Here is a 24,448-nt window from a genome sequence, read left to right on the forward strand (position 1 = left end):
TCAAGCCGGCTTTTCTTCTGGCGATCAGCGATCAGTTGCCGTAAACAGGCAGCTTCTTGCAGATGGCCTTGACCTTTTCACGCACGGCATCGATCACCGCTTCGTTGTTCAGGTCAGCCAGGATGTCGCAGATCCAGCCAGCCAGTTCCTTGCACTCGGCTTCCTTGAAGCCACGGGTGGTGACGGCTGGGGTGCCGAAACGCAGGCCCGAGGTGACGAACGGCGAACGTGGGTCGTTGGGTACCGAGTTCTTGTTGACGGTGATGTAGGCTTTGCCCAGGGCAGCGTCAGCATCTTTACCGGAGATTTCCTGCTTGATCAGCGACAGCAGGAACAGGTGGTTCTGGGTACCGCCGGACACCACGTCGAAACCACGCTCGATGAACACTTCGGCCATGGCCTGGGCGTTCTTCACGACCTGCTGCTGATAAGCCTTGAACTCAGGCTGCAGGGCTTCCTTGAAGCAGATGGCCTTGGCGGCGATGACGTGCTCCAGCGGGCCGCCCTGGGCGCCAGGGAATACGGCGGAGTTCAGCTTCTTCTCGATTTCTTCGTTCTTGCGCGCCAGGATCAGGCCGCCGCGTGGGCCGCGCAGGGTCTTGTGCGTGGTGGTGGTGACCACGTCGGCGAACGGCACCGGGTTAGGGTACACGCCCGCAGCAACCAGGCCGGCAACGTGGGCCATGTCGACGAACAGGTAGGCGCCCACTTTGTCGGCGATGGCACGGAAGCGGGCGAAGTCCAGCACTTGCGAGTAGGCGGAGAAGCCGGCAACGATCATCTTCGGCTTGTGCTCGACAGCCAGGCGCTCGACTTCGTCGTAGTCGATCAGGCCGTTGCCGTCGATGCCGTACTGGATGGCGTTGTACAGTTTGCCCGAGGAGCTTACCGAAGCACCGTGGGTCAGGTGACCACCGTGGGCCAGGCTCATGCCCAGGATGGTGTCACCGGCCGACAGCAGGGCCAGGTAGACAGCAGCGTTGGCCTGGGAGCCAGCGTGTGGCTGGACGTTGGCGTAATCGGCACCGAACAGCTCTTTGGCACGGTCGATGGCCAGTTGCTCGACGACATCGACGTACTCGCAACCACCGTAGTAGCGCTTGCCCGGGTAGCCTTCGGCGTACTTGTTGGTCAGCACCGAGCCCTGGGCTTCCATGACAGCCGGGCTGGTGTAGTTTTCCGAGGCGATCAGCTCGATATGCTCTTCCTGGCGCAGGGCTTCTTGCTGCATGGCTTCGAAGAGCTCGGCGTCGTACTTGGCAATGGTCAAATCACGGCTGAACATGGCGGTCCTCAAGGATCGGGGTAGTTTGGGGGGGCATTCTAACCGATTGATTCGCGGCTGGCATATGAAGTGGCGTCAAGTCGCGGACCAATGGGCCTCATGTTGCATCCCGCGCCGTGTCTGGGCTGGGCGGGGATTGGAGTTGACTTTGAAGTCCGGTTTCTGGGGGGCTTTGCGCCCCATCGCCGGCAAGCCGGCTCCCACAGGTTTGCACACGGCTGGAAGTTGGAGCGGTCGGTGTGGGAGCGGGCCCGCCCGCGAAGAACCCGGCGCGGTGGCTGGCACCGGCTACGCCGGTGTTCGCGGGCACGCCCGCTCCCACAAGGTCCTGCTGAATCAATAATTCATGTGTTGCGATGAGGCCAGTGCAGGCAGCGTCAATGGAACATGAACAACGTCTCGTTGGCGAACTGTGCCTCGAACTGATGCGCCGGCATCGGGCGCCCGAACAGGTAGCCCTGCACCTCGTCGCACCCGTGCTCGCGCAGGAACTCCAGTTGCTCGTGGGTTTCCACGCCCTCGGCAATGACCGCCAGGTTGAGGCTGTGGGCCATGGCGATGATCGCCCGGGCAATCTGCGCGTCCTGCTCGCCTTCGGGCAGGCCGTCGACGAAGGTGCGGTCGATCTTGAGCACATCAATGGGGAACTGCTTGAGGTAGTTCAGCGACGAGTAGCCGGTGCCGAAGTCATCCACCGCAATGCTCAGGCCAAGGTTCTTCAGGCTGGCGAGTATCTGCAGCGCCTCGTTCACCTCACGCATCAGGATACTCTCGGTCAGTTCCAGCTCCAGGCACGCCGGCGGTAGCCCGCATTCCTCGAGGATGGTGGCAATCCGGGTGCCCAGCTGGCCATCGGAGAACTGCCGCGCCGAGATGTTCACCGAGACTTTCGGCACCCGCACCTTGGCCTTGTGCCAGGCCTTGAGCTGGCGGCTGGCCTCGCGCAGCACCCAGTCGCCCACATCCACCACCAGGCCCAGTTCCTCGATCACCGGGATGAAGTCGCCGGGCGGCACCAGGCCGCGGGTCGGGTGCCGCCAGCGCAGCAGCGCCTCGGCACCGGTCAGGCGTTTGCCATCGCCACTGAACTGCGGCTGGTAGTACAGGATGAACTCGTTCTGCTCCATGGCGTGGCGCAGGTCGCTTTCCAGCTCCAGGCGCTCCAGGGCGCTGGCGTTCATCTCGGCCTGGTAGAACTGGAAGTTGTTCTTGCCGCGTTCCTTGGCGTGGTACATGGCGGTGTCGGCGTTTTTCATCAGCTGGCTCAGCTCGCTGCCATCCTGCGGGCTGAGGGCGATGCCGATACTGGCGGTGACGAAGAACTCGCGGTTTTCCAGCACGAACGGCCGCACCAGGCTGGCAAGGATGTTTTCGGCCACATGGATGGCGCGGTTCAAGGCCATTTCCCGGGTCGCGCGCGGTTGCAGCAGCAAGGTGAATTCGTCGCCGCCCATCCGTGCCACGGTGTCGTCGTCGTCCACGCAGGCCAGCAGGCGCAAGGCCATGTCCTTGAGCATGCGGTCGCCGGCGGCATGGCCAAGCGAGTCGTTGATCGGCTTGAAGCGGTCGAGGTCGAGGAACATCAGCACCACCCAGGCCTTTTGCCGCTCGGCCTGCTGCAGGGCGTTGTACAGGCGGTCCTGGAACAGCGTGCGGTTGGGCAGGTGGGTGAGGGCGTCGTAGTAGGCCAGGCGGTGAATGCGTTGCTCGCTGGCCTTGCGCTCGCTGATGTCGGTAAAGAAGCACACGTAGCTGGCCAGGTCGCCTTCATCGTCCAGCACCGCGGTGATGCCGACCCAGGCCGGGTAGTGGTCGCCGTCACGGCGCTTGAGCCACACCTCGCCCTCCCAGCTGCCGCGCTGGTGCAGCTGCTTGACCACGTAGCGCAGGTGGCTTTCCTGCTGTTCGTCGACCGTGAGCATGCTGGGCAGCTGGTCGAGCACGTCGCTGACGGCGTAGCCGCTGACCCGGCTGAACGCTTCGTTGGCCTGGACGATATAGCCGGCGGGGTCGGTGATGAGAATCGCCGAGGTCGAGTGCTCGAATACCGTCGCGGCCATGCGCAGGTCTTTTTCTGCGCGGCGTTGCTGGCTGATGTCGCGGCCGACCCCTAGCACACCTTCGAAGCGCTGGTCATCGTCCCACACCAGCACCAGACGCAGTTCGATCGGGATCTTGCGGCCATCGGCGCGCAGGCAGTCGAACAGGAACAGCTGGCTCGGTAGCTGGCTGCGCAGGTGGGCCAACTGCTCGGCGTCGCCCATGGCCTTGCTGACCCGCTCCATCAGGCTGTAGATGCCGGTTAGCTGGGCCGGGTTGGCGATGATCGACTGCCAGCCGTTGGTGAAGATCCACTCGGCCTGGTAGCCCAGCACGCTCTGTACCGACGGGCTGACGTAGTTGAGCTGGAGCAGGCTGTCGGTGGAGAAGATCACGTCGCTGATGCTTTCGGCCAGCATGCGGTAGCGCTGCTCACTGTCACGCAGCGACTGGCTGGCCTCGATCTGTACAGTGACATCCTTGCCAACGCCGATGATGCGCGTCACCAGGCCTTCAGGGTCGCGGGTCAGTACCTGCTCACGGATGTCGTAGCAGCGCCAACCGCCGTCCCGGTGGCGGAAGCGCAACTGACAGTGCAATTGCTGGTCGTGGCCATTGTTCCGCTGTTGCTGGCGCAAGGCCTGGTAGTGCGCGGCGTCTTCAGGGTGCAGCAGCAGCTCCCAGAAGCGCTCGCCCATGTGTGCCAGCTCGGTACGGTCGTAGCCCAGGGTCTGGCCGAGGTGGCGGTTGCTGAAGATCATCCGCTGGCTGAGCACATCCTGCACGTATAGCTGGTCGGGTACGGTGCGCACCACGTCGGACCAGAAGCTTTCCCGCTCCAGCAGCGACAGTTCGACCTGCTTGCGGCTGGTGATGTCGCTGATGCTCAGGATCACCGCTTGGTAGTCGCGCCGCTGCTGCGGCAGGCGCGCCATCAACCACAGGTGCAACTCGCCACCCAGCGGTGACGGCAGGCGTACTTCCAGCTCCAGCACCTGGCGCTGTTCGATCAGTGCGTCGATCAGTTGCATGCCGATGCTATCGCGGCCATCGCCGGTGCCGTCGATCAACCGCTGCCAGGCGCCTTCATGGCAGTCGATGTTCAGCAACTGGCGGGCCACCTGGTTGACTTCGGTGATCTTCAGTTCCAGCAGCAGGGAGCGGCGCAGGCCTGGGTCCAGGGCCAGGCTGTGCTTGAGTGCGGCGCGGTTGCGCAGGTGGTAGCGGTCCAGCTGGCCCGGCAGGCTCGACAAGTCGAGCACGCACAGGGCCACGCCGGTGCCTTCGAAAATTTCCTGGTAGCGCCGGCGGTCTTCCTGCAGCGCACGCTGGCGCCGGCGCATGTTGATCAGGGCCAGCACCGGCAGCAGGGCGCAAAACAGCACCAGCAGGCATTTGCCGATCAGCGCCGGCAGCAGCTTCTGTTGCATCAGCTTGACGTCGAACAAGCCGCGTAGTTGCCAGGTGCTGTTGTCGATGAAGGCCAGCATCACGCTTTGCAGCGGTTCATCGCTGGTAGCGGTGGGGGCATGGCGCTGCAGCACTTCGCCGGTACGGCTGTTTTCCAGCAGCCACAACGGGTGGGTGCCGCTGTCCAGGTGCAGGGTGAGCTCGCGGTAGTAGCTTGGCGACAGGCGCAGCAGCCAGTAGCCGCGGTCCTGCTCGGTGGCCTGGCGCAGCAGCATGTACAGCGTGTGGTTGTCGGGCGAATTGGTGAAGAAGTACGCACGCCCCTGGTTCAGCGCCAGCAACTCGTTCAGCCACTGCCGGTCCGGGCTGCCGGCCAGGCTGTCGGCGCGCAGCTGCCCGGACCTGTCCAGCCAGGCCAGGCTTTGCAGGTCGGGCAGGCGCTGGCGCAGGGTATCGACCAGGCTGGGCATGGCTGCGGGCGTCGGCGGGTTGATGTAGGGCTGTACCACGTTCACCGCCTGCTGGGCCTTGAACGCCATGTTCAGGTTCAGGTGGTCGGCCATTTCCACGCTGGCATCCAGGCTTTGCGCACGCAGGTCGGCCTGGGTATGGTTGAACTGGGCGAACAGTTGCCACAGCAGCAGGCCCAGCAGGATCAGGGCCAGCAGCGCCAACGTCCCCTTGATCGACCCGCGCAGGTTAGAGGCGGGCGCTTCAGGCGCGGAACGCAGTGACGACGGAGGAGTAGGATTGATCAAGCGCTGATCCTGCGATTGGGCTGGCGATGGCAGGGACGAAACGTGCACGGCATGTACCGATGTCCGGCAGTCACACCGGTGGTGGCGCACTATAAGGCCGGACACCCGAAACCGGCTAGCATGCCTACGATTATGGCAAAGTGCCAGCCATCTGGGCCGGTGGCGACTGCCTGCCGGTTCTGCAAGCCCCTGCAACCTGTGCGAGAATGCCGCCCGCTTTACATGACAACGCATCGGAGATGTTCGGTTTTGGTTACTCACTTTTCCTCCAATGGCCTCGATTCCGCCTGTGGGCGCAGCAGTCAGACCCTTGTCAGCACTGCCGTGACCGAGGACGTATCCTGCAAGTCTTGCCAGCGTTCGCTGAGCAAACCCGAAGCGGCCAGTTCGGCCAAGCCCAAGGCCCCGTCGCTGGCTGAACTGCGCAAGACCGCCAAGGCGGCAGCAGCGCCGGCAGTGGCAGTGGCTGCGGCCCACAAGCCTGTGGCCAAGGTGGTCAGCACTGCCCCTGCGGCCGCCCAACCCGCGAATGTTGCCGAGCAGCAGCCTGCCCGCAGTAGTGGCTTCAGCGTGAAGTCTGCCTGGGCCGCGCGCCTGGCCGAGCAGGGTGACCGTTGCCGGTTGCCGCGTGGCAAGGCCCGGCAGCGTCACGTCTGAGCCCTCTCGGCTGTTGTGTCGGCTCTTTCGCGGCTGAAGGCAACACATTCCCCCCATAGATCGCACCGATCCCTGCCCGCCATCGCCCCGCCTATGAAACGCCGTGCGATGGCGTAGAATGATCGCCTTTGTTCAATTACACCCAAACACACATCTCCCTGGTCAGCGCGCCGGGGCGATCGTCGATGTCTTTACTTACCTGATTAGAGGGCTTGGTTTTGGCTCAATACGTCTACACCATGCATCGGCTGAGCAAGGTCGTGCCGCCGAAGCGGGAAATTCTCAAGAACATTTCCCTGTCATTCTTCCCTGGCGCCAAGATTGGCGTGCTCGGCCTGAACGGCGCCGGTAAGTCGACGCTGCTGCGGATCATGGCGGGCGTCGACAAGGAATTCGACGGCGAAGCCCGTCCGATGCCCGACATCAACGTGGGCTACCTGCCCCAGGAACCGCAACTGGACCCGACCAAGACGGTCCGCGAAGTGGTCGAAGAAGCGGTCAGCGTGATCAAGGACGCCCAAGCCCGCCTGGACGAGGTGTACGCTGCCTACGCCGAACCGGATGCCGACTTCGACAAGCTGGCCGCCGAACAGGCCAAGCTGGAAGCCATCCTGCAGGCCGCCGATGGCCACAACCTGGAGCGCCAGCTGGACGTCGCTGCCGACGCCCTGCGCCTGCCGGCCTGGGACGCCCGTATCGAGCACCTTTCCGGTGGTGAGAAGCGCCGCGTGGCCCTGTGCCGCCTGCTGCTGTCGGCCCCAGACATGCTGCTGCTCGACGAACCAACCAACCACCTGGACGCCGACTCGGTGGCCTGGCTGGAGCGCTTCCTGCACGACTTCCCGGGCACGGTGGTGGCGATTACCCACGACCGTTACTTCCTCGACAACGTCGCTGGGTGGATCCTGGAACTGGACCGTGGCGCCGGCATCCCGTACGAAGGCAACTACTCGGGCTGGCTGGAAGCCAAGTCCGAGCGCCTGGCGCAGGAGTCCAAGCAGCAAAGCGCCCATGAAAAGGCCATGAAAGAGGAACTGGAATGGGTGCGCAAAGGCGCCAAGGCCCGCCAGTCCAAGTCCAAGGCCCGCCTGCAGCGCTTCGAAGAAATGCAGTCGCAGGAATTCCAGAAGCGTAGCGAAACCAATGAGATCTACATCCCGGCCGGTCCACGCCTGGGTGACAAGGTCATCGAGTTCAAGAACGTCACCAAGGGCTATGGCGACCGCGTACTGATCGACAACCTGTCGTTCGCCATGCCAAAAGGCGCGATCGTCGGCGTGATCGGTGGTAACGGTGCTGGTAAGTCCACCCTGTTCCGCATGCTGATGGGCAAGGAACAACCGGATTCGGGCAGCATCGAAATCGGCGAAACCGTGCAACTGGCTTGCGTCGACCAAAGCCGCGAAGACCTGGACGGCAGCAAGACCGTGTTCCAGCAGGTGTCCGACGGTTCCGACATGATCAAGATCGGCAACTACGAGATCCCGTCGCGCACTTACGTTGGCCGTTTCAACTTCAAAGGCGGCGACCAGCAGAAGTTCGTCAAGGACCTGTCCGGTGGTGAGCGGGGTCGCCTGCACCTGGCGTTGACGCTGAAGGAGGGCGGTAACGTCCTGCTGCTCGACGAACCGTCCAACGACCTGGACGTGGAAACCCTGCGTTCGCTGGAAGAAGCCCTGCTCGACTTCCCGGGCGCCGCGATCGTGATTTCCCACGACCGTTGGTTCCTGGACCGTGTGGCGACCCACATCCTGGCGTACGAAGACGACTCGAACGTGGTGTTCTTCGAGGGTAACTACACCGAGTACGAAGCCGACCGCAAAAAGCGCCTGGGTGACGCTGCTGCCCAGCCGCACCGGGTAAGGCACAAGAAACTGGCCCAGTAAGCCAGTGTTTTGATGCACAAGAATGGGGCTCTTGGTGGCCCCATTTTTGTGCCTGGCGCTTGCTGGTGTCGCTGCCAGAAAAGCTGATATCGCACGTTGCTTTGTATACACTTATATAAAACGCACCAAATAATTTCAAAAAAACGACATGTCGCCCTGTTCTGGTGCGATTGCTTCTTGGTACATTCCCGAAAAACCAATAAGTCCAAAACCTTCGGTGAGATGTCTACCATGATCGAATCTGTCGACAGTTTCCTCGCGCGCCTGCAACAGCGCGACCCAGGCCAGCCCGAGTTCCATCAGGCAGTGGAAGAAGTGCTGCGCACGCTATGGCCTTTCCTTGAGGCCAACCCTCATTACCTGCAGTCCGGCATTCTGGAGCGTATGGTCGAGCCGGAGCGTGCGGTGCTGTTCCGCGTGTCGTGGGTCGATGACCAGGGCAAAGTGCAGGTTAACCGCGGCTACCGTATCCAGATGAGCAGCGCCATCGGCCCGTACAAGGGCGGCTTGCGCTTCCACCCCTCGGTCAACCTCAGCGTGCTGAAATTCCTGGCCTTCGAGCAGGTCTTCAAGAACTCCCTGACTTCGCTGCCCATGGGCGGTGGCAAGGGCGGGTCGGACTTCGACCCCAAAGGCAAGAGCGACGCCGAAGTGATGCGCTTCTGCCAGGCGTTCATGAGCGAGCTGTACCGCCACATCGGCGCCGACTGCGATGTGCCGGCCGGTGACATCGGCGTGGGTGCCCGCGAAATCGGCTTCATGTTTGGCCAGTACAAGCGGCTTGCCAACCAGTTCACCTCGGTACTGACCGGCAAGGGCATGACCTACGGTGGCAGCCTGATTCGCCCCGAAGCCACCGGCTACGGTTGCGTGTATTTCGCCGAGGAAATGCTCAAGCGCCAGAACAAGCGCATCGACGGCCGTCGCGTGGCGGTGTCGGGCTCGGGCAACGTTGCCCAGTATGCCGCGCGCAAGGTCATGGACCTGGGCGGCAAAGTGATCTCCATGTCGGACTCCGAAGGTACGCTGTATGCCGAAGCCGGCCTGACCGATGCCCAGTGGGAAGCGCTGATGGCGCTGAAAAACGTCAAGCGGGGCCGTATCAGCGAGCTGGCCGAGCAGTTCGGCCTGGAGTTCCGCAAGGGCCAGACCCCTTGGAGCCTGGCATGCGACATCGCCTTGCCGTGCGCCACGCAGAATGAACTGGGCGCCGAAGACGCCCGTACCTTGCTGGCCAACGGCTGTATCTGCGTGGCCGAAGGCGCCAACATGCCGACCACCCTGGAAGCGGTGGATATCTTCCTGGAAGCCGGCATTCTCTATGCCCCGGGCAAAGCATCCAACGCCGGCGGTGTGGCCGTGTCTGGCCTGGAAATGTCGCAGAATGCCATGCGCCTGCTGTGGACTGCCGGCGAAGTGGACAGCAAGCTGCACAACATCATGCAATCGATCCACCATGCTTGCGTGCATTACGGTGAAGAGGCGGATGGCCGGGTCAATTACGTGAAAGGTGCGAACATCGCCGGCTTTGTCAAAGTGGCGGATGCGATGTTGGCTCAGGGCGTGGTTTGATCCGGGATCGCAGGGGGCCGCCTTGCGGCCCGTTGCGACACAAGGCCGCTTGTACAGCGAGCGGGGGGCGGCATCATCAATCGATGTAGGAGCGGGTTCACCCGCGAATACGGTGGTGCCGGCAACGCACAATGCCTGGCAGACACTGGCCAGCAGGGCCGGCCCTTTCGCGGGTAAACCCGCTCCTACGACGGGCGGGGGTGGCCGGTGGTCTTGCGGAGCCGGGGCGGCACAATTCATCGAGCGGGTTCACCCGCGAATACGGTGGTACCGGCAACGTACAATGCCTGGCAGAAACTGGCCAGCAGGCCCGGACCTTTCGCGGGTAAACCCGCTCCTACGACGGGCGGGGGTGGCCGGTGGTACTGCGGGGCCGGGCCGGCATCATCGATCGATGTAGGAGCGGGTTCACCCGCGAATACGGTGGTACCGGCAGCGCACAATGCCTGGCAGAAACTGGCCAGCAGGCCCGGCCCTTTCGCGGGTAAACCCGCTCCTACGACGGGCGGGGGTGACCGGTGGTACTGCGGGGCCGGGCCGGCATCATCGATCGATGTAGGAGCGGGTTCACCCGCGAATACGGTGGTACCGGCAACGCACAATGCCTGGCAGAAACTGGCCAGCAGGCCCGGCCCTTTCGCGGGTAAACCCGCTCCTACGACGGGCGGGGGTGGCCGGTGGTCCTGCGGAGCCGGGCGGGCATCACCGATCGATGTAGGAGCGGATTCACCCGCGAATACGGTGGTGCCGGCAACGCACATTGCCTGGCAGAAACTGGCCAGCAGGCCCGGCCCTTTCGCGGATATATCCGCAACAATGATCGCGGCCTTGTGTCGCGACGGGCTGCAAGGCACCTCACCCTTCAGCGATCACGTCAGTCACTTCAATCACCAATTCCCCAACCGGCCGCTGCCACACCACCTCATCCCCCGGCCCCGCCCCCAGCAAGGCCCGCCCCAACGGCGACCCCCAGTTGATCAACCCGCGACCGGCATCCGCCTCATCCTCGCCCACCAGCCGTACCTCATGCGCCTGGTCTTGCGCGTCGACAAACCGTACCCGGCTGCCAATCTGCACTTTGCTGTGCGACGTCGCGGGCGGTACCACCTGGGCGCTCTGTACCCGCGCGCTGAAGTAACGCAGGTCGCGCTCGGTATCGGCCAGCCGCTGCTTGTCCACACGCTCGCCCTGCGCCTGTAGATCGCTGCGCAAGGCATTCAACTCGGCCACGCGTTCCTGCAACTGGCGCAGGCCGCTGGCGGTCACATAGTTGGGTTGCTCACTGACGCGCCGCTCTACCGGTTGATCGGCCTGGGCGGCGGCCTGGTCCTCATTGACGAATGCTCGGCTCATGCAAGGCCTCCTTGTGCAGGAGACCATCATGGCAGGCCGCAGGTTTAAAGAAATGTCTGTTAACGACCTCAATTGTGGCGATAGGCCTTGGCGGCGCCCCGATCCTTTTCCTGCTGCCACTCGCGGTCGCGTTGGTCCCAGAAGCGTTCATGGTACTGGCGCTGTTCTTCGCTGTTCTGCATGGCCTGGCACTGGCGAAAGCCATCGTCCCAGCCGGTTTCGTACTGGCGCTCGTGCAGGTAGCGGGGTACGTCCTTGCGAAAGTCGCCGGCCATGGTGCCGGCGGCCTGATGGCCGCTGCTGCAGCCGTCCTGAAAGCCATCGGCATAGGCAGGGGGATAGCCGTTGGCGAGCATTTGCTCGTGGGTGGTTTCACAACCTGACAGCAACAACGCAATGCACACGCCGAACCAGTACCGCGACATAACCACCTGACCCTCCCGTCGATAGGGGCAAGTCTAGGTGGCAATTTGTCGGGTTAGTGTCAAAACAGTGTCAAAGAGTTGGTCGGGCCACACTGTTGTCTGTGCAGGCAACCCGCAATCTTCAGTAGTGATACCACTTCAGCTCCAGCATCACCTCATTCTGCGCAGTGGCCAGGTGGCTGAACTCACGCGAGGCACTCAACCTCACCCCCAGGTTCTGGCTGATTTCCCATTGCTGGTTCAGGCTCAGGCTGCGCCGTACTTCGCCATTGGTGAAGTAATCACCTTTGGCCTCCAGGGTCATGTTGCCCAGTCCGTTGCGCCACAGCAGCCCGCCATTGAACCCCGCGGCCGGGGCAATGAATTCGGCGAAGTCGTTGTGGTGTTCGACCCGCACCGTGCCCAAGGCAAAACCGAGCAAGCCATCGGCCAGTTGCCAGGTACCGCCGGCGCCGCCATTCACATGGCTTACCAGCACCTCGTCATCATGCTTGCCGGGTACCCGTTCCAGCCCGCCAGCCACCTGCCATGACCAAGGCTTGAGCAACGCATTGCGTGGGGTCAGCGAGCGGATGGTGGCCAAGTCCAGGCGTTGTACCTGCCAGTCGTTGCCTTCGTACTGGCGCACTTTCAATTGCAGGATTTCGATCTGGGCGCCCAGCGGAAAGCCATAGGCGTTGTCGTTCAGGTCGTGGTAGGCCATGCGCAGGCCATACTCGGCGTAGGCACGGTCTTCACGGGTGCCCACGCCCAGTTGCCAGGTACGTGAGTCATGGCCGTCTTCGGGCAGGCCGGGGCGCTCTACCTGCAGCGGTGGGGGCGGGTTGCCGTTGATCGCCCGCAGCAGTTCGAAGCTGCGCTTGGCTTGGCCCGGGTCACGCTCCTGACCGTTGGCACGGTAGCGCTCGAGGCGATAGGCGGCGTCCTGCACCAGCGCCTGGCGCTCGCGGGGCAGCGCCTTGAACGCAGGGCTCTGCAGTTGCGCGGTGTCGGCGCTGACCGCCAGCACCTGTTGCTTTTCGTTATGGTCCAGCGGCTCGGCGCGGGCCAGCAGTTCACGTTCGCGCGAAGGGCGGTAGGTTTCGCTGGCGACCAGGCCGGACTGCTTCACGGCCTTGACCGTGTCGGTGGGGATGGCGGTCAGCGGAAACTGCGATGTCAGGTCCAGGCTTGGGCGGGCCACCTGCAGCAGTTCCAGCAGGCGGTACGAGCAGTTTTCGTCGAAGAAGAAGTAATCGAACTGGATCTGCTTCAGTTCCCATACATGCTCGACCATGCGCCCGGTTTCCTGTGGGGTCAGGTCCAGCTGATATTCCCACAGGTCGCGGTTTTCCAGGCTGCGGTATTCGGAGAGCTTCTCTTGGTAGGGCATCAACGCGAACAGCCCCGGGTAGCCGCCCATCAGGCCTTTCCAGGCATACAGGATGCTGTTGTCGCTGCCCTCGATGTAGGCGCCGAAGTTGATTGCGTAGCTCAGCAGCGTGGTGTCGTCGCTGCGGGTATTGGACTGGTCGATGCGCAGCAGGGTATGGCCGAACATCGACGAGGGGCTGTTCAGGTAGGCCGCCGGAAAGATCAGCGCGGCACTATGCGGGTCGACCGACTTGTACCAGGTGTTGAACGCCTGGCAGTCCGGTTGTGGCAAACCTTGCAAATTCAGCTGCTCACGCAGCCAGCGAGTGCGTGCGGGGAATACGCACTGGGCATGTTTGTCGCCGAGGCTGGCCGGGGCGTACAGGGCTTGCACCGTGGCTTGCAGCTCCTGGTCGGGGTGGTGCGCACCGTCTTTGGCCAGGAAGAACGCGTCATCGTCCACATAGCTGCGCCAGCCACCGAGCTTGGCGGTTTCGTAATGGCCCAAGGCAATCCAGTAGGGGGTATTGGCCAGTTGCTGGAGGCGGCCTTGATCCAACACAGGGGCGGCGTGAACAGGGGCGCAGACACACAGCGCGAGGGCAGCGAAGCGTTTGAGCATATCGGGCAACTACTTCTGAACGATGCCGGAAAAGGCGAAACCCGCCCCCGAAGGGGCGGGAGCTGCAGCTTAGGCCTCGGTAGCGTATTTGGCCAGGCGTGGGTCGCCCTTCAGTACAGCGAGGGTGTTGCTGTGAACAGTTTCAGCAGTGACGTCGGCGCTGCTGAAGATCTGGTTGAAGTGCTGGTGGGTGACCGAGTTGAAGTAGCCACGGTCTTCCGGGGCCACGCCGAGTACCACGGCATAGGTGGTCAGTGCTTCACCTTGGCCCATGGCCATGTCTTCGGAAAGCTCGTTCATCATGCCGTTCATGGCGAACCAGGACTTGCCGCCGTAGGTCAGCGAAGCCTTGGTCGAGCAGCCGTTGGTGCCGGAGGTCATACCGAAGGTGGCGTTACCAGAGGTGCCGTTGGTGGTGGAAGCCAGGAAGTGAGCCGGCGTGCCGCGCTGGCCCTCGAACAGCATGTTGCCCCAGCCGCAGTTCGGGCCGCCTGGCGCTTCTGCCATGGCGTTGAGCGAGACCACGGTGAACAGAGTACCCAGAAGAATCCGTTTCATAGCTTTTTTCTCTTTGTCATAACCAAGGGTCAGGGTTTCTGGCAACTCGGTTGCCAGGTCGGGAAAGCATTTCACCCACCCGCGCAGCTTGGAGTTTAGGCACGATCTAAAGGTTGCGTTGTTGATTGCGAAAAATTTGCTGTTCGAATACCTGCTCTGGCGGTGAGGTGCGGCGATATAAAGTCCCCGGGAGCCTTGCAAGGCGCGCGCGGGCAGCGCCAGAATGCTGCGTATCTGCCCCGCCGAAGTAAGGAAACCCAATGCCCGATCCTGTCGCTGCGCGCCTGCGTCTTGCGCCTGAAGCCCTGACCCGGCGTTTCTCACCCGAGCAGTTTGCCTTTACCAATACCGACGATCTGGAGCCGTTTCGCGGAGTCCTGGGCCAGGAGCGTGCTGTCGAGGCCCTGCAGTTCGGCGTGGCCATGCCACGCCCTGGTTACAACGTGTACGTGATGGGCGAGCCCGGCACCGGGCGTTTCTCGTTCGTCAAACGCTACCTCAAGGCCGAAGGCAAACGCCAGCAGACCCCGGCCGACTGGGTATACGTCAACCACTTCGATGACACCCGCGAGCCGCGGGCACTGGAGCTGCCGTCCGGCACCGCCACCGAGTTCATCGCCGACATGGGCGGCCTGATCGACAACCTGCTGGCCACCTTCCCGGCGGTGTTCGAGCACCCGTCGTACCAGCAGAAGAAGGGCGCCATCGACCGCGCCTTCAACCAGCGCTATGACCGTGCCCTGGATGTGATCGAGCGGGCGTCGCTGGAGAAGGACGTGGCCTTGTACCGCGACTCCAGCAACGTCGCCTTTACCCCCATGGCCGATGGCAAGGCGCTGGACGAAGCGGAATTCGCCCAGTTGCCGGAAGAGGTGCGCGAGCAGTTCCACGACGACATCGCCCAGCTCGAGGAGCAGCTGAACGAAGAGTTGGCCAGCCTGCCGCAATGGAAGCGCGAGTCGAACAACCAGTTGCGCCAGCTGAACGAAGAAACCATCACCCTGGCCCTGCAACCGCTGCTGGCGCCGCTTTCGGAAAAGTACGCCGAGAACGCCGCGGTCTGCGCCTACCTGCAATCGGTGCAATTGAACCTGCTGCGCACCGTGGTCGAGCAACTGGTCGATGACAGCAAGACCGACGCCGTTGCCCGCAAGCTGCTGGAAGAGCAATACGCGCCAAGCCTGGTGGTGGGCCACTACGCCGACGGTGGCGCACCGGTGGTGTTCGAGCCGCACCCGACCTACGACAACCTGTTTGGCCGCATCGAATACAGCACCGACCAGGGCGCGCTGTATACCTCGTATCGCCAGTTGCGCCCGGGGGCGCTGCACCGGGCCAATGGCGGCTTCCTGATCCTCGAGGCCGAGAAAATGCTGGGCGAGCCATTCGTGTGGGACGCGCTCAAGCGTGCGCTGCAATCGCGCAAGCTGAAGATGGAATCGCCGATCGGTGAGCTGGGCCGGGTGGCTACTGTCAGCCTGCAGCCGCAGATGATCCCGCTCAACGTCAAGCTGGTGATCATCGGCTCGCGGCAGCTGTACTACGCACTGCAGGACCACGACTCGGACTTTCAGGAGATGTTCCGCGTGCTGGTCGACTTCGACGAAGACATGCCCATGGTCGACGAGAACCTGGAGCAATTCGCCCAGCTGTTGCGCACCCGCACCAACGAGGAAGGCATGGCGCCGCTGACCAGCGATGCGGTGGCGCGCCTGGCCACGTTCAGCGCTCGCCTGGCGGAGAACCAGTCGCGCTTGTCGGCCCGTATCGGCGACCTGTTCCAGCTGGTCAGCGAAGCCGACTTCATCCGCCAGCTGGCCGGTGACGAAATGACTGACGCCGGCCATATCGAGCGGGCGCTCAAGGCCAAGGCCACTCGTACCGGCCGGGTATCGCAGCGGGTCCTGGACGACATGCTTGCCGGCATCATCCTGATCGACACTGAAGGTGCGGCGATCGGCAAGTGCAACGGGCTGACGGTGCTGGAAGTCGGCGATTCGGCGTTCGGCATGCCTGCACGTATTTCGGCCACGGTATACCCAGGCGGCAGCGGTATCGTCGACATCGAGCGAGAGGTCAACCTGGGCCAGCCGATCCACTCCAAGGGGGTGATGATCCTTACCGGTTATCTGGGCAGCCGCTACGCCCAGGAATTCCCGTTGGCGATTTCCGCGAGTATCGCCCTGGAGCAGTCCTACGGCTATGTCGACGGTGACAGCGCCTCGCTGGGGGAGGCGTGCACGCTGATCTCGGCCTTGTCGCGTACACCGCTCAAGCAGTGCTTCGCCATTACTGGCTCGATCAACCAGTTTGGTGAAGTGCAGGCCGTGGGTGGGGTGAACGAGAAGATCGAGGGCTTCTTCCGGCTGTGCGAAGCGCGTGGTCTGACGGGCGAGCAGGGGGTCATCATCCCGCGTGCCAACGTGGCTACCCTGATGCTCGACGAGCGTGTGTTGCAGGCTGTGGAGAACGGCATGTTCCACGTTTACGCCGTCAGCCAGGCCGACGAGGCGCTCAGCCTGCTGGTGGGCGAAGAAGCCGGGGTGCTGGATGACAAGGGCCAGTTCACCGAGGGCAGTGTCAACGCCCGGGTGGTGGAGCGCCTGCGGGAAATTGCCGAGATGATCAGCGAGGAAGAGATCGAAAAGGCGGAAAAGGAGCGCCTTGAGGAAGTCATCGCCCAGGCCAAGCCTACCTGAGTCAATAAACCGGCGCTGGCGGCCATGTGCTACCGTTCAGCGCCGGTTTTCCAACTTTCTGTTTTGCTCTTCTATGCTGGAACTTAAGGAAGGAACAGCGTTCAGGATGGAAACAGCCTGAGGGTTTCAGGCTGAACAAGGCTCATTGGAGGGGACGCGGCCATGCGCAACCTCAGCCTCACACGCCAGTGCCTGGGCCTGGTGACCCGCATCGAATGCAGCATTCGCCCATTGGCCGGTGACACCGGCATGTGGACCTTGCTGTTCGCCGCCGGCATGGCCGGTGAGCAACCCTCTGCAATCAAGGCCCAGGGGCCGTTCCATGGCCCAGTGGTGGCCGAGTCGGTGCTGCATGCCATCGTCGACAGCCTGACCCTGCACGGGTACCAGGTGGCAGAAGACCCGCAGATCTGGTGCTTGCACCTGCAGGCGCAGCTGCGCCGGATCAACGGCGAGCGCTGCCGGAACCTGGGGGATTACCAGTTCCATCCGGAGACCTGAGCGAGCGCTAGGGCCGCTTTGCGGGCCGATCGCGACGCAAGGCCGCTCCTCCAGGGGGCGTGGTCTTCTGGATCGGGCTTTTGCTGCATCAGGTGGCTGGCTATACTCGCCATCGCTTTTTTAGTCACCTGATGAGTCCCGAACTTCATGGAACGTATCCTCGAAAACGCGATGTATGCCTCGCGCTGGCTGCTCGCCCCGATCTACTTCGGCCTGTCACTCGGCCTGCTGGCCCTGGCGCTGAAATTTTTCCAGGAAGTGGTCCACGTCCTGCCCAACGTCTTCGCCCTCAGTGAAGCCGACCTGATCCTGGTGATCCTGTCGCTGATCGACATGTCGCTGGTGGGCGGCCTGCTGGTGATGGTGATGATTTCTGGCTACGAGAACTTCGTCTCGCAGTTGGACATCGACGAAAGCAAGGAAAAGCTCAACTGGCTGGGCAAAATGGACTCTTCGTCGCTGAAGATGAAGGTGGCCGCATCGATCGTGGCCATTTCGTCCATTCACCTGCTGCGCGTGTTCATGGACGCACAGAACATCTCCACCGACTACCTGATGTGGTACGTGATCATTCACATGACCTTCGTGGTTTCGGCGTTCTGCATGGGCTACCTGGACAAGCTGACCAAGCACTGAGTCGCACGGGCCCGTTCGTGCGCCCCGCCTCCGGCCTGGTAGCTGCTCGCGGCGGCCCAGTGTGCTAGGCTGCTCGCCCTTTTCATCAAGGGCGCGGCTGCACTGCGCCCTGCAGTGGAGCACGACAATGTCCGAACTCAACCTGTCCACCGACGAAACCCGCGTCAGCTACGGTATTGGCCGTCAGCTGGGCGGCCAGCTGCGCGACAACCCGCCACCAGGCGTCAGCCTGGAAGCGATCCTGGCCGGCCTGACCGACGCTTTCAACGGCGCCGACAGCCGCGTCAGCGAAGCCGACCTGTCGGCCAGCTTCAAGGTCATCCGCGAAGTGATGCAAGCCGAAGCGGCGGCCAAGGCCGAAGCCGCTGCTGCCGCGGGCAAGGAATTCCTGATCGAGAACGCCAAGCGTGATGGCATCACTACCCTGGCTTCCGGCCTGCAGTTCGAAGTGCTGACCGCCGGCGAAGGCGCCAAGCCAAGCCGTGAAGACAGCGTGCGCACGCACTACCACGGCACCCTGATCGACGGCACTGTGTTCGACAGCTCCTACGAGCGTGGCCAGCCGGCTGAATTCCCGGTCGGCGGCGTGATCGCTGGCTGGACCGAAGCGCTGCAGCTGATGAACGCAGGCAGCAAATGGCGCCTGTACGTGCCGAGCGAGCTGGCTTACGGCGCCCAAGGCGTGGGCAGCATCCCGCCGCACAGCGTGCTGGTGTTCGACGTCGAGCTGCTCGACGTTCTGTAAGATCGCCGGGGCCGCTTTGCGGCCCATTCGCGGGCTCGCCCGCTCCCACAGGTGCCGCGTTACCTTCCAGGCTTGTGCAGTACCTGTGGGAGCTGGCTTGCCAGCGATGAGGCCGGCGCTGCCAACCTCAATTCCAATCCGTTCCCCCGGGGCGCAACGCCTGCGCATAGCAGAACAGAAACAGATTGCGCACCAGCTCCTTCAATACCCCCGGTTCACTCGAATTCAACCCGCTCATGTCCAGGTCGCCCTGGTCACGCAGTTCGTCGAGGGCTTCTGCTTCGAGTACCGCGCACACTTCGCCGGTTTCCCGATGAAGAATGCGCAGGTAGGGGTGAGGGCGGTCCAGCCAGGCGTCGATCAGATAAGTCATGGCTACTCTCCTTGGAAATCGATTCCAATGAGAATAATTCTTATTATCAGAATAGCAAGCGCCAATTGGCGGAATTCATGTAATCAGACTTTGCGAACGAACTCGGACTTCAGCTTCATGGCGCCGATGCCGTCGATCTTGCAGTCGATGTCGTGGTCGCCATCGCACAGGCGGATGTTCTTGACCTTGGTGCCGACCTTGACCACCAGGGATGAACCCTTGACCTTCAGGTCCTTGATCACGGTGACGGTGTCGCCATCCTGCAGGATGTTGCCGACCGAATCCTTTTTCACCACGTCGTCGCTGGCAGCCTCGGCATCGCCGCTGGCCGACCACTCGTGGGCGCATTCAGGGCAGATCAGCTGAGTGCCATCCTCATAGGTGTATTCGGAATTGCATTTCGGGCAGGGTGGCAGAGTGCTCACTTCGGTTCCTCAAACAAACAGACGGGCGGTAGAAAGCCCGCATTGTAAAAGGTATTTTTCCAGAAGGGATTATGTCCGGACAAAAGCAATCGCGGGCTTGCCCGCTCCCACAGCGCCAGCATCAACCTGTGGAAGCGGGCAAGCCCGCGAAGAAGCGGCTCGGTGGGTCAGTGCGTGCGCGCGACTGCAAACTCGCTCAGCTCAACCAGCGCATCGCGGTACTCGCTGGCCGGCAGCACCTCAAGGCACGCAATGGCGCGCTTCACGTAATCACGAGCCAGCTCTGCGGTGTACTGCAGCGCACCCGATTCCTCGACTGCCACGCGAATCTGCTCAAGGTCTTCCAGGCCGCCCTTCTGAATGGCCTGGCGCACCAGCGCAGCCTGTTCGGCAGTGCCTTCGCGCATGGTGTAGATCAGCGGCAGGGTAGGCTTGCCTTCGGCCAGGTCGTCGCCAACGTTCTTGCCCAACGTCTGCGAGTCGCCCTTGTAGTCCAGCAGGTCGTCGACCAGCTGGAAGGCCACACCCAGGTGGTCGCCAAAGGTTCGCAGGGCTTCGCGCTGCGCGTCCGTGGCTTCGGCCAGCGCCGCGGCGCTGTGGGTGGAGGCTTCGAACAGCATGGCCGTCTTGCCACGGATGACCTCCATGTAGACTTCCTCGGTGGTGCTGGCGTCGCGTACCCGCGACAGCTGCAGCACCTCACCCTCGGCAATCACCCGGGTGGCCTTGGACAGGATCTGCATGACCGGCATCGAGCCCAGTTCGACCATCATTTCGAACGAGCGCGAATAAAGGAAGTCACCCACCAGCACGCTCGGCGCGTTACCCCACAGGGCATTGGCGGTGGAGCGGCCGCGGCGCATGCCGGACATGTCGACCACATCGTCGTGCAGCAGGGTGGCGGTGTGCAGGAACTCGATGGTGGCAGCCAGCAAGCGCAGGTCGTCGCCTTCACGGCCCAGGGCCTTGCCACACAGCAGGACCAGCAGGGGGCGCAGGCGCTTGCCGCCGGCGGACGTGATATAGTCGCCGATCTTCGATACCAGCGGCACGCGCGAGGTCAGCTGCTTCTTGATGATCTCGTCGACGGCGCTGAAATCATCAGCTACCGCGCGGTAGAAGGTTTGGGGTTGCATCGGCTGCTCCAGTGAGGTTGCGCGGCATGCTAGGTCGCAGGTCCCGGTGTGTCAAGGCGCGGTGCCAGCTGGCCGGGGGCGGCACTTGCAAGCAAAACCGTGGTTGCGTACAATCGCGCACCCTAACTTCCTGGGCAGCACCTGCCTTACGCAATTGCGCCGGGCCGTTCCAGCCCTGTGCAGCCATGCCAGCCAATACTCATCATATAAAGCGCTGGGTGAGCAGGATTATCGGAGAAATACCATGTCTTACGCAGTAATCGTTACCGGCGGCAAGCAGTACAAAGTCGCTGAAGGTGAATTCCTCAAGATCGAAAAACTGGAAGTCGCCACTGGCGAATCCGTGACTTTCGATCGCGTCCTGCTGGTCGCCAACGGTGAAGAAGTCACCATCGGTGCTCCAGTTGTTGCTGGCGCTAAAGTAGTGGCCGAAGTCGTTTCGCAAGGCCGCCACGACAAGGTTCGCATCATCAAGTTCCGTCGTCGTAAGCACCACATGAAGCGTATGGGCCACCGCCAGTGGTTCACCGAGATCAAAATCACCGGCATCCAGGCTTAATCCCCTAGATCCCCTGAATTTATTTGGAGAATTGAACCATGGCTCACAAGAAGGCTGGTGGTAGTACTCGTAACGGTCGCGACTCAGAATCGAAACGCCTTGGCGTGAAGATGTATGGCGGCCAGGTTATCAAGCCAGGCAACATCATCGTCCGTCAGCGCGGCACCGAATTCCACGCTGGCTACGGCGTTGGCATGGGCAAGGATCACACCTTGTTCGCCAAGATCGAAGGCGTGATCAAGTTCGAGAAGAAAGGCGAGTTCATGCGCCGTTACGTGAGCATCGTCGCCGCTTAATCGCGACGTCGCTCCTGAAGCCCCGTCATGCGACGGGGCTTTTTCGTTTGTGGTGAGCCTCTTGCAAAGCTGTTTGTCTGGGTTGCCGGCGTTGGTTTCTACGGTCGTACGGGGCCGCCGCGCTCATTTTTGCAAGAGCCTCATGTTTTTGAGTCATTCAGCTCGTCTGCCGACGAGAGGCGGTTTTAATGAAGTTTGTTGACGAAGTATCTATTCGGGTCAAGGCCGGTGACGGCGGCAACGGTTGCATGAGCTTCCGTCGCGAGAAGTTCATCGAGAACGGCGGCCCCAATGGCGGGGATGGCGGTGACGGCGGCTCGGTGTACATGGTTGCCGACGAAAACCTGAACACCCTGGTCGACTACCGCTACACCCGTCACCACGAAGCCCAGCGCGGCGCCAACGGCGGCAGCACCGACTGCACCGGCAAGAAGGGTGAAGACCTGTTCCTGCGTGTACCGGTCGGCACCACCGTGATCGATGCTTCCACCCAGGAAGTGATCGGTGACCTGGTCACCCCGGGGCAGAAACTGATGGTCGCCCAGGGCGGCTGGCACGGCCTGGGCAACACGCGCTTCAAGTCCAGTACCAACCGGGCACCGCGCCAGACCACCCCAGGCAAGCCGGGTGAGCAGCGTGACCTGAAGATGGAAATGAAAGTGTTGGCCGACGTGGGCCTGCTGGGCCTGCCAAACGCCGGCAAAAGCACCTTCATTCGCTCGGTCTCGGCCGCCAAGCCGAAAGTGGCCGATTACCCGTTCACCACCCTGGTGCCGAACCTGGGGGTGGTCAGCGTCGACCGCTGGAAGAGCTTCGTCATCGCCGACATCCCCGGCCTGATCGAAGGTGCTTCCGATGGCGCTGGCCTGGGTATCCGCTTTCTCAAGCACCTGGCCCGCACCCGCGTGCTGCTGCACCTGGTGGACATCGCGCCGCTGGACGAGAGCAGCCCTGCCGACGCAGCCGAAGTGATCGTCAACGAGCTGACCCGCTTCAGCCCGTCGCTGGCTGAGCGTGAGCGCTGGCTGGTGCTGAACAAGGCCGACATGGTCATGGACGACGAGCGCGACGCGCGCGTGCAGGAAGTGGTCGAGCGCCTGCAGTGGGACGGTCCGGTCTACGTGATTTCGGCCATCTCCAAGCAGGGCACCGAAAAGCTCAGCCACGATCTGATGCGCTACCTCGAAGACCGCGCCGACCGTCTGGCCAACGACCCGGCCTACGCCGAAGAGCTGGCCGACCTCGACCAGCGCATCGAAGACGAAGCCCGTGCCCAGCTGCAGGCCCTGGACGACGCCCGCACCCTGCGCCGCACCGGCGTCAAGAGCGTGCACGACATCGGCGACGATGACGGTTGGGACGATGATTTCGAGGACGACGAAGACGGCCCGGAAATCATTTACGTGCGCGACTGACCGGTTGCAGTACACTAAACGCCGCTCTCTGGAGCGGCGTTTTTGTATCCACGGTATCTACAGATTCGACATAGGTTGGAAGAAGATGCGAAGCAAGGTGACGGGCGCCAAGCGCTGGGTCGTGAAGATTGGCAGTGCTCTGCTGACCGCCGATGGCAAGGGCCTCGACCGCGGGGCCATGGCCGTTTGGGTCGAGCAGATGGTCGCGCTGCGTGAGGCGGGCGTGGAGTTGGTACTGGTGTCCTCCGGGGCCGTTGCTGCCGGCATGAGCCAGCTGGGCTGGACCTCGCGACCGAGCGCGATGAACGAGCTGCAGGCCGCTGCTTCGATCGGCCAGATGCGCCTGGTGCAGGCCTGGGAGTCGAGCTTCGGCGAGCACGGCAAGCACACCGCGCAGATCCTGCTGACCCATGACGACCTGTCCGACCGCAAGCGTTACCTGAACGCGCGCAGCACCCTGCGTACCTTGGTTGACCTGGGTGTGGTGCCCGTCATCAACGAAAACGACACTGTGGTCACCGACGAAATCCGTTTCGGCGACAACGACACCCTGGCGGCGCTGGTGGCCAACCTGGTCGAGGCCGACCTGTTGGTGATCCTTACCGACCGTGATGGCATGTTCGACGCCGACCCGCGCAACAACCCCGAGGCCCAGCTGATCTACGAAGCCCGTGCCGACGACCCGGCGCTGGATGCCGTGGCCGGCGGCACCGGTGGCGCGCTGGGCCGTGGCGGCATGCAGACCAAGCTGCGCGCCGCGCGCCTGGCTGCCCGCTCGGGTGCCCACACCATCATCATCGGTGGCCGCATCGAGCGCGTGCTCGACCGCCTTAAGGCGGGCGAGCGTCTGGGGACCTTGCTGTCGCCCGAGCGCGGCATGCTCGCCGCGCGCAAGCAGTGGCTGGCTGGCCACTTGCAAACCCGTGGCACCCTGGTGCTGGATGCCGGTGCCGTGCAGGCGCTGCGCCAGGCCAACAAGAGCCTGCTGCCGGTGGGTGTGAAAACCGTGCAGGGCAGTTTCCGCCGTGGCGAGATGGTGGTGTGCGTCGGCCCTGACGGTGCAGAGGTCGCCCGTGGCCTGGCTAACTACAGCGCCCTGGAGGCGCAGAAGATCATTGGCCAGCCTTCGGATGCCATCGAGAGCACCTTGGGCTACATTGCGGAGCCAGAACTGGTGCACCGCGACAACCTGGTTCTGGTCTGAGGGTTTGGCTGTGTTGAAAAGGATGATTGCCGTTGCCGCGTTGGCCTTGCCCATGCTGGCCGGGGCTGAGGAAATCGGCCAGGTGTCCACCGTGTTCAAGTTCCTTGGGCCGAACGACCGCATCGTGGTGGAAGCCTTCGACGACCCCAAAGTCGAAGGTGTGACCTGCTACCTGTCGCGGGCCAAGACGGGCGGGGTCAAAGGCGGGTTGGGCCTGGCCGAAGATCGGGCAGAGGCCTCCATCGCCTGCCGCCAGGTCGGGCCGATCAGCTTCAAGGGTGAGCTCAGGGATGGCGAGGAGGTGTTCAAGGAGCGCACCTCGCTGGTGTTCAAGACCATGCAGGTGGTGCGCTTCCTCGACAAGAAGCGCAATACCCTGGTGTACCTGGTGTACAGCGACCGCATCGTCGAGGGCAGCCCGCAGAATGCGGTGACTGCCATTCCGATTCTGCCTTGGGCGCATTGATAGCCTGGTAGATTGCCGGGAGGCCTTCGGCCTCCATTCGCGGGTGAACCCGCTCCTACACTGTTACGCAATTC

At 62.8% G+C, this 24,448-nt stretch carries 21 protein-coding genes; 12 read left to right on the top strand and 9 right to left on the bottom strand.

All coding sequences use genetic code 11. The annotated features are described in order from the left end of the window. Positions 1-31: 31 nt before the first annotated feature. Both glyA and ACF8SD_RS20695 read right to left on the bottom strand, forming a co-directional pair. Positions 32-1,285 carry a serine hydroxymethyltransferase gene (glyA, locus tag ACF8SD_RS20690; RefSeq protein ID WP_009686086.1) on the bottom strand — a complete coding sequence of 418 codons (1,254 nt, stop codon included), beginning with the start codon at positions 1,283-1,285 and terminating at the stop codon, positions 32-34. Between the two features lie 377 nt (positions 1,286-1,662). Then, on the bottom strand, positions 1,663-5,493 hold the full coding sequence (locus ACF8SD_RS20695) for an EAL domain-containing protein (protein ID WP_392483510.1): 3,831 nt from the start codon (positions 5,491-5,493) through the stop codon (positions 1,663-1,665). A 249-nt stretch (positions 5,494-5,742) separates the two neighbouring features. Here ACF8SD_RS20695 and ACF8SD_RS20700 point away from each other — a divergent pair, with 249 nt between their 5' ends. The 3 genes from ACF8SD_RS20700 to gdhA all read left to right on the top strand — a co-directional run bounded on the left by ACF8SD_RS20700 (position 5,743) and on the right by gdhA (position 9,608). Then, the gene (locus ACF8SD_RS20700; RefSeq protein WP_392483511.1) at positions 5,743-6,150 is read left to right on the top strand and encodes a hypothetical protein; all 408 of its coding nucleotides are present in this window, start codon (positions 5,743-5,745) and stop codon (positions 6,148-6,150) included. 218 nt (positions 6,151-6,368) lie between these two features. Continuing rightward, positions 6,369-8,036: an energy-dependent translational throttle protein EttA gene (gene ettA, locus ACF8SD_RS20705; RefSeq protein ID WP_054913280.1), complete on the top strand. Its 1,668-nt coding sequence runs from the start codon at positions 6,369-6,371 to the stop codon at positions 8,034-8,036. A 231-nt stretch (positions 8,037-8,267) separates the two neighbouring features. Then, a complete protein-coding gene (gene gdhA / locus ACF8SD_RS20710; protein ID WP_392483512.1) occupies positions 8,268-9,608 on the top strand; it encodes an NADP-specific glutamate dehydrogenase in 1,341 nt (446 codons plus the stop codon). A gap of 855 nt (positions 9,609-10,463) precedes the next feature. On the opposite strand, the gene ACF8SD_RS20715 is transcribed toward gdhA, so the two are convergent. From ACF8SD_RS20715 to ACF8SD_RS20730, 4 genes are all read right to left on the bottom strand, one after another. Continuing rightward, the gene (locus ACF8SD_RS20715; protein ID WP_009686094.1) at positions 10,464-10,961 is read right to left on the bottom strand and encodes a GreA/GreB family elongation factor; all 498 of its coding nucleotides are present in this window, start codon (positions 10,959-10,961) and stop codon (positions 10,464-10,466) included. A 68-nt stretch (positions 10,962-11,029) separates the two neighbouring features. After that, the gene (locus ACF8SD_RS20720; RefSeq protein WP_173887542.1) at positions 11,030-11,386 is read right to left on the bottom strand and encodes a hypothetical protein; all 357 of its coding nucleotides are present in this window, start codon (positions 11,384-11,386) and stop codon (positions 11,030-11,032) included. Positions 11,387-11,507: 121 nt separating this feature from the next. Further along, positions 11,508-13,361, bottom strand: a complete 1,854-nt coding sequence (locus tag ACF8SD_RS20725; RefSeq protein ID WP_173887543.1) for a DUF4105 domain-containing protein — start codon at positions 13,359-13,361, stop codon at positions 11,508-11,510. Positions 13,362-13,430: 69 nt separating this feature from the next. Further along, a complete protein-coding gene (locus tag ACF8SD_RS20730) occupies positions 13,431-13,919 on the bottom strand; it encodes a DUF3015 domain-containing protein (protein ID WP_009686097.1) in 489 nt (162 codons plus the stop codon). A 260-nt stretch (positions 13,920-14,179) separates the two neighbouring features. Between ACF8SD_RS20730 and ACF8SD_RS20735 the strand changes: the two genes are divergently transcribed. The 4 genes from ACF8SD_RS20735 (at position 14,180) to ACF8SD_RS20750 (ending at position 18,500) form a co-directional block, all read left to right on the top strand. Continuing rightward, positions 14,180-16,618, top strand: coding sequence for a Lon protease family protein (locus tag ACF8SD_RS20735; protein ID WP_173887544.1), 2,439 nt, complete (start codon positions 14,180-14,182; stop codon positions 16,616-16,618). 162 nt (positions 16,619-16,780) lie between these two features. After that, positions 16,781-17,119, top strand: a complete 339-nt coding sequence (locus tag ACF8SD_RS20740; RefSeq protein WP_173887545.1) for a hypothetical protein — start codon at positions 16,781-16,783, stop codon at positions 17,117-17,119. A 147-nt stretch (positions 17,120-17,266) separates the two neighbouring features. Next, positions 17,267-17,755, top strand: a complete 489-nt coding sequence (locus ACF8SD_RS20745; RefSeq protein ID WP_003247486.1) for a TIGR00645 family protein — start codon at positions 17,267-17,269, stop codon at positions 17,753-17,755. Positions 17,756-17,882: 127 nt separating this feature from the next. Beyond that, a complete protein-coding gene (locus ACF8SD_RS20750; RefSeq protein WP_173887546.1) occupies positions 17,883-18,500 on the top strand; it encodes an FKBP-type peptidyl-prolyl cis-trans isomerase in 618 nt (205 codons plus the stop codon). A gap of 127 nt (positions 18,501-18,627) precedes the next feature. Here the strand turns inward: ACF8SD_RS20750 and ACF8SD_RS20755 are convergent, their stop codons facing one another. The 3 genes from ACF8SD_RS20755 to ACF8SD_RS20765 all read right to left on the bottom strand — a co-directional run bounded on the left by ACF8SD_RS20755 (position 18,628) and on the right by ACF8SD_RS20765 (position 20,434). Continuing rightward, entirely contained in the window at positions 18,628-18,873 is a 246-nt protein-coding gene (locus ACF8SD_RS20755; RefSeq protein WP_392483513.1) for a hypothetical protein, read from the bottom strand. 83 nt (positions 18,874-18,956) lie between these two features. Next, positions 18,957-19,298 carry a zinc ribbon domain-containing protein YjdM gene (locus ACF8SD_RS20760; protein WP_010951939.1) on the bottom strand — a complete coding sequence of 114 codons (342 nt, stop codon included), beginning with the start codon at positions 19,296-19,298 and terminating at the stop codon, positions 18,957-18,959. A gap of 167 nt (positions 19,299-19,465) precedes the next feature. Continuing rightward, a complete protein-coding gene (locus ACF8SD_RS20765) occupies positions 19,466-20,434 on the bottom strand; it encodes a polyprenyl synthetase family protein (RefSeq protein WP_029884883.1) in 969 nt (322 codons plus the stop codon). A 244-nt stretch (positions 20,435-20,678) separates the two neighbouring features. On the opposite strand from ACF8SD_RS20765, the gene rplU reads away from it, so the two are divergent. From rplU to ACF8SD_RS20790, 5 genes are all read left to right on the top strand, one after another. Further along, positions 20,679-20,993: a 50S ribosomal protein L21 gene (gene rplU, locus ACF8SD_RS20770; RefSeq protein ID WP_003247466.1), complete on the top strand. Its 315-nt coding sequence runs from the start codon at positions 20,679-20,681 to the stop codon at positions 20,991-20,993. 38 nt (positions 20,994-21,031) lie between these two features. Next, on the top strand, positions 21,032-21,289 hold the full coding sequence (gene rpmA / locus ACF8SD_RS20775) for a 50S ribosomal protein L27 (protein ID WP_003247464.1): 258 nt from the start codon (positions 21,032-21,034) through the stop codon (positions 21,287-21,289). A gap of 188 nt (positions 21,290-21,477) precedes the next feature. Further along, positions 21,478-22,704 carry an Obg family GTPase CgtA gene (gene cgtA / locus ACF8SD_RS20780; protein WP_029884881.1) on the top strand — a complete coding sequence of 409 codons (1,227 nt, stop codon included), beginning with the start codon at positions 21,478-21,480 and terminating at the stop codon, positions 22,702-22,704. 85 nt (positions 22,705-22,789) lie between these two features. Then, positions 22,790-23,908 (top strand): glutamate 5-kinase, encoded by a 1,119-nt coding sequence (proB, locus tag ACF8SD_RS20785; protein ID WP_009686107.1) that lies wholly within the window; start codon positions 22,790-22,792, stop codon positions 23,906-23,908. A 22-nt stretch (positions 23,909-23,930) separates the two neighbouring features. After that, positions 23,931-24,374, top strand: a complete 444-nt coding sequence (locus ACF8SD_RS20790; protein WP_392483514.1) for a CreA family protein — start codon at positions 23,931-23,933, stop codon at positions 24,372-24,374. The last annotated feature ends 74 nt before the right edge of the window (positions 24,375-24,448 follow it).

The organism is Pseudomonas sp. CJQ_9, from assembly GCF_043106615.1.
Classification (GTDB): domain Bacteria; phylum Pseudomonadota; class Gammaproteobacteria; order Pseudomonadales; family Pseudomonadaceae; genus Aquipseudomonas; species Aquipseudomonas juntendi.